Source organism: Synechocystis sp. FACHB-383 (assembly GCF_014698605.1).
Taxonomy (GTDB): Bacteria; Cyanobacteriota; Cyanobacteriia; order Cyanobacteriales; family Microcystaceae; genus Synechocystis; species Synechocystis salina.
In genome coordinates this window covers 31,773-46,276 of sequence record NZ_JACJTJ010000029.1, presented here as the reverse complement: position 1 = coordinate 46,276, position 14,504 = coordinate 31,773, and the positions used below count along the sequence as shown (strand labels likewise).

Here is a 14,504-nt window from a genome sequence, read left to right as displayed (position 1 = left end):
CGTTCGATGAACAACGATAAAAAGGTCATAGATATATCTAAATCTTTGTTGTTGCTTCGTCCGGTTAAATTTAATTTAAAAGATAGCTTTTCTGCAATGTCAGAGTTATTTTATAAATTAATAAAAACGTTGACTGATTCAGAAAGTATAGTCTTTAGAAATTTTTATGCCAGGTTTAGATATTGCCTTAGTAATCTAAATCTAGATGGACAGGATGTCAGTAATCTTGATGCTTTTCGCCGGTTTATCCGCAGGGGTTTTTCTGAGAAAGTCAATCAAGTGGCAATTGAACAGGGAATTTTATTACTCCAAAGAGTGTGTTTAAAGGCAGTCAAAAATTCTGAATTGCTAGAATTTACTATTGACAATAATCAATATAACAATCAATATTTCACAACCCTTTCCCAAGCAAGGCGATCGCCCCGGATAAAATACCTAAAGCTTTTATACACTGGGCATCATCAGAGTAAATCCCGACGAGCCTTCCGTCTTTATGGCTTTAGCTTAGATAATCTGCAAACAAGCATTACCCTAGAGTGTGATTGGTTTAATGCTCCCCACTTATTTTATTTAACAGATTTATTAAACGAAGATACGTTAATTGCTTGTCATAATTTAGTGCCAGTAGCCGAAAATAAATACCAAGCTAATTCAGAATCTCTAATCGTTGTTGAACCCGACTTTCTGGTGGATGCCAGCGCCATCAGCGAATGTTTTGGCAACAGAAACACCAGTAGCGATATTTTTTGGCTCAATAAATTAGTAGGAGAACTGGCTGGAGCTCCAGCTTTTAAGGGGACTATTGTTGGTTACTATCTAGATGAACTGGTCAGAAATGAACAGATTGATATTGCTAAAATTTTTGCAGACTATAAGAAATCAGATGCTTTAAGATGTGCCTATCTTGGGGAAAAGGAAATGGTCGATATTCAAACATCCATCACCCAAGAACATCTGCCAAATATTGCCAGTTTAGTCAAGAAATTACATCAAGAAAATCTTAGTATTTGGATTGAGCCAACTTTTTTTTCACAGCATTATGGTTTGCAAGGACGATTAGATTTATTAACTATCAATCCAAAGGGCTCTAAAGATATTATTGAGCTTAAAAGTGGTGGCGCTCCCTATCCAGGCAGAGAATGGAAAAATCACAAAATGCAAGTAGTGGCCTATAACATGATGCTGGAAAGCACCTATGGTAATTATGTAGGAAATAAGGAAATATTTTATTCAAAATCAGACCAACCCCGTAGAAGTATTGTCAGTGAATCCCAAGAAAAAAATGAATTGATTAAAGTCAGAAATGAAATAGTTAGTAAAATTTACCAACTAGCCAAGGGTGATTTTATTAGCTTAGATAAACTTAAAAATAATGGGGCGGGAGAGTTACCAGAGTATAATCAAAGACGTTTAAACCGTTTTCAACAAGGCTATCAACCGGGTAGATTAACCACAAATTATTATCAACAATTAATTTCCTTTACTCTCAGGGAATTAATTAACAACAAAACATCAGATTCTCAACAGTCGGAATTGGAGGATAAGCATCAATCGTCCACAGGATTTGCTAGTTTGTGGTTGGACGATTTTAATACCAAGCAAAGTAACTATCAACTACTTTATGATCTCAGAGTAATGGAAGTTGACAAACGGAAGAGTTATCTTTCTCTGGCACTGACCCAGTCTGATATAGCCCATTCATTTCGAGCTGGAGACATGGTAATTATCTACCCTAAAATAGACGGGGAGTATGAACCTTTGAAGCAGCATATTTTTAAAGGTTCCATTAAAATCATTAACCAAGAACAGATTGTAGTTTCTTTATTTAATAAACAAACTGATTATTCATTTATTGAAAAATATGACTTTTGGGCTTTAGAGACAGATATTTTTGAGCGTAACTATTGGAGTAGCATAGCTTGCCTGTTAGAAGTGTTGGCCTGTTCCATGGAGAAAAAACAACTGCTATTAGGGCACTTGGAACCGCAAATATTATCGATAAATTATCAAGAAAACGATTTTTTGACTAGTAATCAAAATCAAATTATTTGCCAAGCCCTCGAAGCTAAACATTATTATTTACTCCAAGGGCCACCAGGCACAGGAAAAACCAGCATATTTTTGGTCAACTACGTACAAAATTTACTCAAGTTAGACAAGAAAAATATTTTCATCTTAGCTTTTACCAACAAAGCCGTAGAACAAATATGTAAGGCCCTTAAAAACCCACGCCATGGGGAGCCCATAGATTACCTCCGTTTAGGCAATAAAACCATAGTTGATGAAAATTTAGTCGCTAAGAAATTAACCGGTAACAATGCGGATCAATGGCGGAAATTTCTGCAGGAAAGTCGGATTTTTGTTACCACCGTTTCAACCTTTAAGGATAAGTATTTATTGCTGAGGGAATTTGTTGGTGAATTTGATCAACTAATCGTTGACGAAGCTTCTCAACTAACGGAGGCTGATGTGGCAGGGATAGTGGCACTGTTCAACAAGTTTGTGCTGATTGGCGATCAAAAGCAATTGCCAGCAGTTATTACACAAGGTGATGGGGATTGCCTAGTTAAAACAAAAGAATTCTTACGTTACAACATACATTTTACAGATTTAAGAATGTCTTTGTTTGAAAGATTAATTACCAATGCCAAAAATAAAAAATGGGATCATTGCTACGGTCAGTTAACTGAACACTACCGTATGCATAGAGATATTTCTTTGTTAATCGCCCATCATTACGATCGCCAGTTGGTGGAGCAACGGGGGCAACAGAGGGAAACGAAGCCGGACTATGGAGAGCAGGGCAATTATTTATTAAAAGAATTAAGTAAAAGCAGAACCGTTTTTGTGGAAACGCCATCCGAAATCGGTCTGCAACGGAAAAACACTAACGAAGCTATTATTGCGGCGGAAATTGTTAAAACTTACTGGGAAAATAATCTTTTTTCTGCGGCAGAAATTGGTATTATTGCCCCTTTTCGAGCTCAGGTGGCAGAAATCAATCAACAGTTAGAAAGAATTCTGGGTAATGCTGATTTACCGATTGTTGTTGATACCGTGGAGCGATTTCAGGGGGATGAACGGGAATTAATTATTTTTTCCACCACCATTTCCTGGTCTAAGCAAGTGAAAAATATTCAAAGCATTGCCGACCACGATCGCCAAAATACAGACCGTAAATTATTAGTCAGTATTTCCCGTGCTAAAAGCAAACTAATTATTTTAGGCAACTCATCCCAGTTGCAATTTGCCCCCGCCTATAGGGAACTAATTAAACACATTGAACAAACTAACGGACTGATTGATCTGGCAGTAGGAAGGGAAATAATAACCTGCTCTGGCTCAAATCCCTAGCATAGGGACGAAGTTGGGTAAGTTCAGGCCAGGGCCCCCTTTTGACGGCACCTCGATTAAGTTTTGCGACTATTTCTCCCCATCCCTCCATAAAAGGTTCCCAAACTTGCTATAAGAGGATCTAGAGTCCAGTCCAGTGACGATTGGCATTGATGTTCTTGATCGAGGAGACGGTGGATGACCCCATTGGAATTGAGCTACCCCTTAAGCGGATTGGTTTTGGCCCTAGGCAGTGGCATATATGTCTGGAATAGTCGTCGTGCCCTGGAAAAAAAATTGGCCCAGTCCCAACCTGCCGATCAACCGTCAACCATAACCGCCAGCTCCCCAACTCCGGCGATCGCCAAGGAAGTCAGCTCTAACGATGATGATGGCGAGGAATCTCCGGAGGCCATTATCCATACCAAGGGGAAACTGCGTCGCCTGGAGAAGGATTTACAGTCCATCCAGAACAGCTTACAAAACGCCCTGGCTGAAAGGGATCAGTTGACAGAAAACTACCAAGCCCAGGAGAAAATGGTGGCTGCTCTCCAACATCAGCTGGCCCAATACGATGACATCCAGAGCGAAAAATTGGTGGGCCTGCAAAAGCTCAATCAGGAATTGCTCCAGGAAAATACCAACCTGTCTGATCGCCTCAAGCAAGCGGTCAATGAAGTGGCGGAAACCCGTCCTAAATTGGTGCAGTTGCAGTCCCTAGTGACCAGAAATCAACAGTTGAGCGATCAACTCACCCATGTAGAACAAAATCAGGCCAAGGCGATCGACCAACGCCTAGCTTCCCAGGAAAAGCTCTGGCAACAAAAGCATCAAGAAGAGCAAGCTCACTGGAACAGTCAAGTTTCCCAGTGGGAGCAGCAGGTGCGGCAACTGACCACGGCACGGGATCAGGCTCAACAGGAATTGCAGACTGCAAGGCAACAAAGCCAACACTTCCAGAGCCAGGTGGAAAATTTACAAGCCGACCTCGGTCGCCTCAGTCAACAGGAAGAGCAATGGCAAGGGGCACGGAGTCAACTCACCGCTAAACTACATCAACTGGAAGAAGCGCAAAAAGAACTAGCCCTAGCCAATGCCGAATTAAAAGTCAAACTGGAAACCACCCAGGCCGAAGGCGATCGCCTTAAGGCAGAGAAAAAAGAACAGGCTAACGGCCTGCAATCTGCCCAGGGCCAAGTGATCCAACTGCAAGAGGAATTGGCCACCTTGAAAGAGGCCATAGCCAAAACCCAGTCCCCGGCTACGGAAGTACCGGCTAAAGCTAAAGTCGCCGCAACTAACCCCGCTCCGGTAAAACCGGCCGAGCCCCCCACATCAGTGGCCGTTGCAGTTGAGCAAGAATCAGCCAAACCGGCCAAAGCTGAAAAAGTTGACCCTACCCCCGCTAAAACTGAGGCAAAATCCGAACCCCAGCCCGCCAAAGTTGCTAAAGCAACCGTGTCCCAGCCATCTGAATCAAAAACAAAGTCTAATTCAGAGTCAGAGTCTGTAGAAAAAGCCCCGGTTAAAGTGGAAAAAACTCCGGTAGAGGCACCCCAGGAAGAATCGAAATCAGAGCCAACCCCAGCGGAAGTTGACCAGAGCGGAGTCCATCCCCTGGCCGAGAAAAAAGTTGTCATCCTCGGTACCCTCAACGCCATGAACCGCGAGGAAGCTAAAACTAGACTCCAAAATGTGGGGGCTGAATGCACTGGCACTCCCAGTGGTAAAACCGATTATGTGGTGGTAGGCAAGGCCCCCGGCGCGAAACTGAAAAAAGCTCAAAAGCTTGGCATTGCCCAATTGTCGGAAGCGCAATTCTTGGAACTGTTGGGCGAATAGGGCAAAGTTCATAGGTGGCCTTGGATTACCCAGTAAATTCCCCAAACATGGTCGATTAAACCTGTTACCTCCCCTAGTCGCTCCGATGGATCTTTGGGAGGTGTGGGGCCACTCGACAAAAAAATCTCAGAGTACAAACCAAATGACCGCTAAACCCAATAGGGTCAATAGCATCATTAAATGGTTCATCCAGTCATCAAAGTTCCAATCTTTAAACATAATAATTTGGGGGGGGTAAGGCCATTGAGCTTCATTCCCTCCAACTATACGGTGATTATTCAGTTTTGGCCCCCATTTCCATGGACAAGTCCGCTTCCATAACCTCCCCAGAAACCATCGTTGATAGTTGTCAACGCCTCGGCATCGATCGCATTCAACGGCACCTGTTTCTTTGCTGTGACCAGACCAAACCGAAATGCTGTAGCAAAGAAGATAGCCTCGCCACCTGGGATTATTTGAAAAAACGCCTACCGGAATTGGGGCTGGATTGCGCCCAGACCAGTCAAACAGGGCATATTTTCCGCACCAAGGCGAACTGCCTAAGGGTTTGTCAACAGGGGCCGATTTTGCTGGTGTATCCCGATGGAGTTTGGTATCGCAATGTCACCCCCACCGTGATGGAAAAAATTCTCCAAGAGCATATTGTGCAAGGTCATCCGGTGGAAGAATACCGTTTTTTCACCCATGCACTTCCGGTTTCTGAAGACATCAATGGGACTGGCCATTGAGCTTGGGGACTGGGCTATGCTGACCTTTCACTTTGGCACCCCTAGGACATAGCCCGACCAGGAAGAATTATTGAATATTGCAGTCTAAGTGCTAACTGACAGAGACTAGGGCACTTTAGGACATAATCTATCAGTTACTAGAATTGTCAAAATGACTATAAAAACGGGCCGGTTCTAGCCAACGGAGAATTTCCTTTTGCAGTCGCCTTAAATCCTGGGAAAGGGAATTTTTTAACCATTGCCCCACCGCATCCAGGGGGGAAAACTCCTGGCCCGTTTCCCATTGAATGTCTTGCCCTAAAGGAGTCAGGTGGTTGCCAGGCAGGGGACAATAGGCCACTAGGTCGGCGGTTTGTTGATTTAAAATCGGCCGGAGCCCCAGGGTTTGGTCAATGTCATCGTTGGAAAATTTGATTAATAAATTCCGTCGCACCCGGTAGCTTTCCGCAATTAAAAGGTTAGTTTCCTCCGGCGATGGGGTAAATTCAAAGTTTAAATCCACCTGGAGATTGAACTGTCTCAGTTGTTTTTGCACTCCGGTGAGGAATTTATCTAGTTGCAGTTGGGCTAATTGCTCCCCAAAGGGAATGGCCTGTTTAACCGGATAATTATTAAACGCAACGAGGATATTACCGGCCCGTTCCACTTCGTACAAACTGCCAATGAGCAAATGGAGCTTACAACCCAGGCTATGGCCTAAGCCGTACACCGGCAATAAACCATTGGTAATTTCCCCCTGTTTTCGCAGTCTTTCCAAAATAATTTCAAAACGATTCAGCACACTGCGGGCGATCGCCTGGTGGTCGAAGGTGTTGAGAAAAGGGGTGGCCACCACCACATAACCAGCTTTGCCCAGTTCTGTTAATAGCCAACGATAGGCCACATTGGGGGCAGTACCCACAAACGCTCCCCCGAGAAAATGCACCACGGCGATCGGTTGGGGCGGCACTAGAACCCAACTGCCGGAAATTTCACGCCATTCCATCGAAGTCTATTTCCTCTACAAAAAACTTGCCCAGTGGATAACCACCGTTATTTTAACGATCTTTCCCCCTTTGGTCGGCACTGTAACTGGCTTGGCAAAATCCCCGGCAACAGCTACCTTGGTTAGGATTGACCGGTAGATTGTGCTGTGAGGAAAATTTGTCATGGAATTGACGACCAAAACAGGGGGTTCCCTGCCGACAAACTTACGGGCTCTCCTCCCCTGGTTACAACTAATTGGTAAATCTAGTTTTTTCGGTTTAATTATTTCCCTGGCTTGGACTTTATCCGCCCAGGCGATGGAATTACGGGTTGCCATTAATAAAGGGGTGAGTAATGTCAGAGTGGGCAGTTCCACCCCGGCCCTGGTGAAAAATGCTGGGGGGGCCACCATTGGTCGCTTAGATTCCCTCGTCCCCGCCAATGCCACTGCCTCTGGTCGCAACATTAACCTGGCTGGCATGCAAGCTTCCCAAATCACCATTGAACCCAGCGGTGACGGCCGCATTTGGATCGGCGATCGTTGGTACCGAGGTAAGGTGCGTTTAATCCGCCAAGGCAATGGGGTAAGTGCCGTTAATCTGGTGGACATTGAGGAGTATTTATACAGCGTGGTGGGTTCCGAAGCCATTCCTTCCTGGCCTCTGGAAGCCTTAAAGGCCCAAGCTGTGGCCGCCCGTACCTACGCCATTTACCAAACCAGCAAAGATAGTAACCGTTACTATGACCTGGACACCACCACCGCCACCCAGGTGTATAAGGGGGTCAATAATGAATATGTCAGCACAGTGGAAGCCGTAGAAGCGACTCAGGGCCAGGTGATGACCTACAATGGCAAAGTAATTTTGGCTGCTTTTCATGCCGCTTCCGGGGGCCATACGGAAAACGTTGAGGATGTGTGGATGTCGCCCCTGCCCTATCTACGGGGGGTAGTGGACTACGACCAAGGTTCACCAGTGTTTAGTTGGAACCAGACTTTTAGTAACCGTGATTTGAGTCGTCACATTGGCGGCATCGGCACTATCACCGGCCTGACTCCCCTAAAAGTTACCCCCAGGGGTCGCATCGCTTCCATCCAAGTCAATGGTACCGGGGGGCGCAAAACGTTAACGGGCAATGCCATTCGTCAGGCTTTGAAACTCCGGAGCACCCTGTTCACAGTGTCAAAAAATGGCGATAATTTCACTATCATCGGCCGTGGTTCTGGCCATGGCATCGGTTTGAGTCAGTGGGGAGCCTACGGCTTAGCTCAAAAAGGCACCCCCTACCAACAAATTTTGTCCCATTATTACCAGTCCGCTAGTTTGACCCAGTTAAATCGCTAGGACTGTCCTGCCATGGCTTTAGATTTTTCAGCCCATCCCGCAGCGGATCTCTCGGCGATCGCCTATCCTGACCGAGGAAGTTCGCCGTCGGAGTCTGACCGTTTGTTGGTGATGCTCCATGGTTGGGGGGCCGATGCCAGGGATTTGGCAGATTTAGCCCCCATGTTGGACTTGCCGAATTATCAGTGGCGCTTTGTCAATGCCCCCTTTGCCCATCCCCAAATTCCCGGCGGGCGGGCTTGGTATGATCTGGAAAATCAAAGTTTTGCAGGACTAGCCCAGGCAAAGCAGAGTTTAAGGGCTTATTTATTGGGATTAGAGGCAGAAACGGGTATTCCCCTAGCTAGAACCGTGTTGGGGGGCTTTTCCCAGGGGGGAGCCATGGCCCTGGATGTGGGTTTGACCTTACCCCTAGCAAAGATTTTCTCCCTAAGTGGTTATCTCCATTTCCAACCTGAAACTCAACCCTCCCTCACTGCCCCCATTTTGCTCATCCATGGCAGTGCCGACCTAGTGGTACCAGTGGCCATGGCTCAGCAGACTAGGGCCGAACTAGAACGGATTGGAGCAGCAGTGGAATACCAAGAGTTTCCCATGGGTCATGAAATTCCGCCAATGGTGTTGGCTCGGTTGAAAGCTTTTTTGAGTTGAAAGTTGAACTTGCTCACCATCACCTACAGTCCCGCCCATACCCTGGTGCCCACCTACGAGTGCTTTAACCGCTGTAGTTACTGCAATTTTCGGCAGGAGCCTGGACAGGATCAATGGTTAACCGAAAGCGTTGCTAAACAGCGGCTGGAAAGTTTGGCAGGGCAGGGAGTAAGGGAAATTTTAATCCTAGCCGGGGAAGTGCATCCCCAATCCTCCCGCAGACAAGCTTGGTTTGAACTTATTTATAACCTGGGCAAAATAGCTCTGGATTTGGGTTTTTACCCCCACACCAATGCAGGGCCCCTCAGTCGGTCAGAAATGGCTCGTTTAAAGGAAGTTAATTTTTCCCTGGGGTTAATGCTGGAACAGATTTCTCCCCGCCTATTAACTACAGTTCATCGCCAAGCGCCGAGTAAAGACCCCCAACTCAGGCTAGAACAGTTACAGCTAGCGGGGGAATTGGCCATTCCTTTTACCACTGGACTTTTATTGGGTATTGGGGAAACTGACCAGGAAGTGGCCGAAAGTTTAATGGCGATCGCCAAGGTGCAGCGACGATATGGCCATATTCAAGAAGTGATTTTGCAGCCCCACAGCCCTGGGCAAAGACAAACGGATGGTATTCCCGCCTATGGCAGCCAAAAATTGGTGGAAGTGGTGACCTTAGCGAGGGAAATTCTACCCGCAGAAATTACTTTGCAAATTCCGCCTAATTTAGTGGCAAATTTCAGTACTCTACTAGCTTGTTTAGCCGCTGGGGTCAGGGATTTAGGCGGCATTGTTCCCATTGATGAAGTTAATCCTGATTATCATCACCGATCAGTGGAGCAACTAAGCCAGTTGCTAAAAGAGAATAGTTATAATCTTGAACCACGATTTCCAGTCTATCCCGCTTATTTCAATTGGCTAGATCCCTCTCTACAAAGATGTTTGCCCGACTCAGTGGCAGCCAAGGACTAAAAATAAATGTTTGCTAATTATTAGCATTGTTGGCGATCATAGCAGAGAAACAATACCCATTTAGGCTCAAAATTCCCATTTAAATATCTTCACAAACAGTTATCAAAATTAACTTTTCTATTAATTTTTCCCAGTCATAATCGTCAATAATAGGTTTATAGTAATTCGGTCTTTGACCTTAAACGAGCTATGACTAATTCCCCGGCGCAGACTAAGTCTCCTTCCCCCGAAGAGATTTTAAGTAAATTGAATACATCCTCCCAGGGATTAAGTACCGCCGAAGCCCAGAATCGTCTCTCTCAATACGGTTACAATGAATTAGCTGAAAAAAAAGTTAGTAACCTAGAATTGCTGTTGTCCTACTTTTGGGGCCCCATGCCCTGGATGATTGAGGCGGCGATCGTTCTCTGTGCCTTGGTGGGGGACTGGGTAGATTTTTTCATTATCTTTGCCTTGTTAATTGGCAACGCCATGATCGGTTTTGTGGAAGAGAAATCAGCAGGGGATGCGGTTTCAGCCCTCAAGGCCCAGTTGGCCCTCAATGCCAATGCCAAGCGAGACAATAGCTGGCAAACCATACCGGCGCGGGAATTGGTGCCTGGGGACATTGTCCGCATTAAAATTGGTGACGTTTTACCGGCGGATCTTGAACTCTTAAATTGTGATACGGTCTCCATCGACCAAGCGGCCCTCACGGGGGAATCTCTGCCGGTGACTCGTTCAGCCGGGGAAGAAGTTTATTCCGGATCAATTCTGAAGCGGGGTCAGGCAGAGGCAGTGGTCAGCGCCACGGGGGTAAATACATTTTTTGGTAAAACCGCTAAGTTGGTGGCGGAGGCGGAAAATACGGATCATTTACAGGAAGCGGTCCTCAAGCTTTCCGATTATTTAATTATTGTTAATCTCTTCTTGGTGGCGGCCATTCTAGTGGTGCGGGTCCACGAAGGGGATAATTTTATTCGGGTTTTGAAGTTTTGCTTGGTGCTGACGGTGGCTTCCATTCCCCTGGCGACCCCAACGGTGCTAGCGGTTACCATGGCCATTGGTTCCCAACTATTGGCGGCTAAGAATGCCCTAGTTACCCGTCTGTCGGCGATCGATGAATTGGCGGGGGTGGATATGCTTTGTTCCGACAAAACCGGCACCCTCACCCTCAACCAACTGAGTTTGGGAGATCCCTATCTGTCGGAGGGGGTGGATAATCAACAACTTTTGCTAGCGGGGGCTTTAGCTTCTAGTCGGGAAGATAATGATCCCATTGATTTGACTATCATCAACGGCTTAGCTAATCAGGATATTCTCAACGATTTTACGGTTGGCCATTTCACTCCCTTTGACCCGGTGAGTAAACGCACCGAAGCAGAAGTAACCGATGGGGAGGGTCGCACTTTTAAAACCAGCAAGGGAGCCCCCCAAGTCATCCTTGATTTAGATGCCAGGAATCAGGCCTTTGCCGGGGTGGTTAATCAAGAGATTTTAGCTTTGGCCAAACGGGGCTATCGAGCTTTGGGGGTGGCCCGCACCGATGACCAGGGAGAATGGCAATTTCTGGGCATTATTTCCCTGTTTGACCCGCCCCGGCCAGATTCCCAAATAACCATAGAAAATGCTAAACGTTTGGGCATTCCCCTCAAGATGATTACGGGGGATCAGGTGGCGATCGCCAAAGAAACCTGTCATCAGTTGGGGTTAGGGCAAAATGTATTGAATGCTGAACTGTTTCGCCAGACCCCGGCCAGTCAATTGAGCCAACTGGGGGCGCAGATCGAAGAGGCCGACGGCTTTGCCCAGGTGTTTCCTGAGGATAAATTTCACATTGTGGAAACCTTACAAAAACGGGGTTTCATCGTGGCCATGACGGGGGATGGGGTCAATGATGCTCCTGCCTTAAAACAGGCCAGTGCTGGTATTGCCGTTTCTGGGGCTACGGATGCCGCCCGGGCCGCCGCCGATATTGTCCTGCTGACACCGGGTTTGTCGGTGATTATTGACGCCATTGAACTGAGCCGCCAAATTTTCCTGCGGATGAATAGTTATTGCATCTATCGGGTGGTGGAAACTGTACGGATTTTGATTTTTATCACCATGGCAATTTTTGTCTATGGAACCTATCCGGTGACAGTGATTATGTTGGTGTTGCTGGCCCTAATTAATGACGGCTCCATGGTAACCATCGCCTATGACAACACAAAAATCCCTAAAACTCCCCAGCGCTGGAATATGCCCTACATCATTAGTCTCGCTACGGCGATCGGATTGGTGGGGGTGGTGGAGACCTTTTTGCTTTATTACTACACCGAAAAATATCTGGGACTTCCCCATGAAATGGTGCAAACCCTGATTTATCTCCATCTAGCGGTGGGGGGCATGATGACCATTTATGTGACCCGAGTACGGGGCCCTTTCTGGTCCATTCCCCCGGCCCCCAAGATGTTGATGGCCACAGGATTATCCGTTGCCATTTCCACCCTTATGGCCTGTTTTGGTATTCTTATGACCCCCATCGGTTTGATGTGGACCCTAGCCAGTTGGGGCTATGCTTTCCTTTGGTTTTTAATCTTTGATTGGGTGAAATTATGGCTTTATCGTCTGCTAGATTCTAAACAGGTGGTAATTTTAGGTTCCCGTTATCTCAAACGTTGGCAAGGGTTAAAAAACCGTTCCTAAGCATGGTTTACCAAAGTCCCCTGACCTTTTTTTTCAGGGTTGGGGGACAAAATTAGCTAATTTGGGCAACGATTTTTCCCGCAATCTGGCGACCCCAATGTTGCTGGCGATCGCCATGGACGATGGCAAAAGCACCAAGCATGACCAAAAGCACAGAGGCACGCACAGTAAGAAGCTAGTGGCGAAGAAGTTCTGGTGGGTAGGTCGTAAATTTTGTATGCGGCCTAACAACGGTTACAGTCAGCGGTTGCTAGTAATCTCTAACTCAGCACGAGTGACTTTCTTCAATCCGCTGCACTAGATTGTCGATTATGGTTACAGAGAAGTGGCAATTGAAGATAGACACTTTACAACGGCATTAATGCAAAGATTCCATGCCAGTCTTGGCACTTCGGGAACTGCTGCCACTCCCATCAACTGAAAAGCAGGTTCCAGTTCAGGATTGCCAATGTGTGCTGAACCTATTCGGAGTTCGTTCAAGCCAACTAAGGGAGCTGTTACTGTGCGAGCTTGTGTTTGGTCTAAACCCCTAGCCACCAGAATTTTTTCTAAAAGCTTTATCTGTCTCAAATTTTTGTCTACTGTCCCTCCTAGAGAAGTTAGAGTATTGCGAAGTGGATCAACCTGCATTGTTTCAATAATCCACCCATAAAGAATTCTAGCGAGATCAAGGACTTCCGTGAACTGGTTGCCGATTGCTCCTACGCTTAATCTACGTAACTCTTGCTCACTTGGTTCTATATCACTAAATAGATCGGCAGAAATTTGATTTTGAAATGCTGAATTAAGCTGAGATCTAGCCCCTCGAATCAAGTCAACTACCCCAGGCGAGTTGGGAGGATTTTGTTGCATTCTAGTTTGGATTAGCTCTTCACAAATTTCGCCGCTTGGTAATGAAGAAAATGAAGCCCAATATGCTTGTTCTGCAAGACCCAAATTAGCAATGTCAGGAGCAAAGGCATTCACAAGTCCGTGAGAATTGATCCCTGCGTCAATAGTACCCCTATCACCAGGCAAAGAAGCCACTCCCCAATTTCGCATATGAAAGAATACACTATACCCAGGGACTTGGAGATACTTTTGCAACACTTCTGGACGGAAATATAAATATCCAAGCTCCCCGATACCATTTTCAATATAGTTTCCAATATAAGTATTCTGAGGCAGAGATTGTTTCTCTCCCTCATCATTAACTATAAATCTCGGCAACTCTGAATCCTCTACTTGTGACTCTCCAAAGTAGTGCCAAGGACTGCGTTCAAACCTCGGTCTATCATAGGGTTCAATCAGAAAATTGCGGCGCAGTATTGATCTTCCACGAAAGCAATCGTGGTGAGTAAACTCAGGAGTATGTATATTTGTTGAAATCCAAGTGAGTTCACCAATCTGTTCGTCTTCTATTTGATTAAGCTCAAGTTCATCTTCTGTTGCTGCATTTGCAAAACGATCAGCAGTCAGAGAGATTAATAATCCCATACCTAAAGCTGCCAGAAAATCTCGTAAATAATCACGATGAACAATTACTCTGGCTGTAGGATCATAAATTTCATGAGAATCGAGTTTAGTCTCAGCTACTAGAAGATTGTCTACTGGATGATAGTACTGAGATGGATTTCTTTGTTGTAGAGCATGATAAGTAATAAACTCACGACTTAACTCAACGGTGAAGTCTTGGCTAATTGGATGTTTAACCAATTGAGCTAGTGCATAAAGTTGAATCTCTCCATAGTGAAAATAATCACCAAAACTGAATTGATCCTCAGAATTCCAACCCATTTCAAAGGTTAGATAATGAGGCGTTGTAATTTCAGCAGCAGCTATATTTAGTTGATCGATTGGAACAAGAGCAGAGTGAATTAACAACTCTTCACGCCGCCAATCTGGAGAATTAAAATTACTGAACTCATTGCGCCAAAACCCTTCAATGGTGATTGAAGTGCCAATAGTAGGATTGTAAGGAGATTTTTCTCTGTCTGAATACTGGAACCAATCACGACGCTGCATATCAGATAAC

The 14,504-nt window shown here is 45.7% G+C and carries 9 protein-coding genes; 7 read left to right on the top strand and 2 right to left on the bottom strand.

The annotated features are described in order from the left end of the window. Positions 1 to 6: 6 nt before the first annotated feature. From H6G45_RS06835 to H6G45_RS06825, 3 genes are all read left to right on the top strand, one after another. Positions 7 to 3,354, top strand: coding sequence for an ATP-dependent helicase (locus H6G45_RS06835; protein ID WP_190597712.1), 3,348 nt, complete (start codon positions 7 to 9; stop codon positions 3,352 to 3,354). A 177-nt stretch (positions 3,355 to 3,531) separates the two neighbouring features. Continuing rightward, the gene (locus H6G45_RS06830) at positions 3,532 to 5,175 is read left to right on the top strand and encodes a BRCT domain-containing protein (protein WP_190597711.1); all 1,644 of its coding nucleotides are present in this window, start codon (positions 3,532 to 3,534) and stop codon (positions 5,173 to 5,175) included. 299 nt (positions 5,176 to 5,474) lie between these two features. Next, positions 5,475 to 5,903, top strand: coding sequence for a ferredoxin (locus tag H6G45_RS06825; RefSeq protein ID WP_190597710.1), 429 nt, complete (start codon positions 5,475 to 5,477; stop codon positions 5,901 to 5,903). A gap of 130 nt (positions 5,904 to 6,033) precedes the next feature. On the opposite strand, the gene H6G45_RS06820 is transcribed toward H6G45_RS06825, so the two are convergent. Continuing rightward, positions 6,034 to 6,888 carry a DUF1350 family protein gene (locus H6G45_RS06820; RefSeq protein ID WP_190597709.1) on the bottom strand — a complete coding sequence of 285 codons (855 nt, stop codon included), beginning with the start codon at positions 6,886 to 6,888 and terminating at the stop codon, positions 6,034 to 6,036. A gap of 163 nt (positions 6,889 to 7,051) precedes the next feature. Between H6G45_RS06820 and H6G45_RS06815 the strand changes: the two genes are divergently transcribed. The 4 genes from H6G45_RS06815 to H6G45_RS06800 all read left to right on the top strand — a co-directional run bounded on the left by H6G45_RS06815 (position 7,052) and on the right by H6G45_RS06800 (position 12,490). Continuing rightward, positions 7,052 to 8,212, top strand: a complete 1,161-nt coding sequence (locus H6G45_RS06815; protein ID WP_190597708.1) for a SpoIID/LytB domain-containing protein — start codon at positions 7,052 to 7,054, stop codon at positions 8,210 to 8,212. Positions 8,213 to 8,224: 12 nt separating this feature from the next. Then, the gene (locus H6G45_RS06810; protein WP_190597707.1) at positions 8,225 to 8,863 is read left to right on the top strand and encodes an alpha/beta hydrolase; all 639 of its coding nucleotides are present in this window, start codon (positions 8,225 to 8,227) and stop codon (positions 8,861 to 8,863) included. Between the two features lie 9 nt (positions 8,864 to 8,872). After that, positions 8,873 to 9,823, top strand: a complete 951-nt coding sequence (cofG, locus tag H6G45_RS06805; protein WP_190597936.1) for a 7,8-didemethyl-8-hydroxy-5-deazariboflavin synthase subunit CofG — start codon at positions 8,873 to 8,875, stop codon at positions 9,821 to 9,823. A 189-nt stretch (positions 9,824 to 10,012) separates the two neighbouring features. Further along, positions 10,013 to 12,490: a plasma-membrane proton-efflux P-type ATPase gene (locus tag H6G45_RS06800; RefSeq protein ID WP_190597706.1), complete on the top strand. Its 2,478-nt coding sequence runs from the start codon at positions 10,013 to 10,015 to the stop codon at positions 12,488 to 12,490. 315 nt (positions 12,491 to 12,805) lie between these two features. Here H6G45_RS06800 and H6G45_RS06795 read toward each other — a convergent pair whose 3' ends face one another. Continuing rightward, positions 12,806 to 14,494, bottom strand: coding sequence for a hypothetical protein (locus H6G45_RS06795; protein WP_190597705.1), 1,689 nt, complete (start codon positions 14,492 to 14,494; stop codon positions 12,806 to 12,808). Between the last annotated feature and the right edge of the window lie 10 nt (positions 14,495 to 14,504).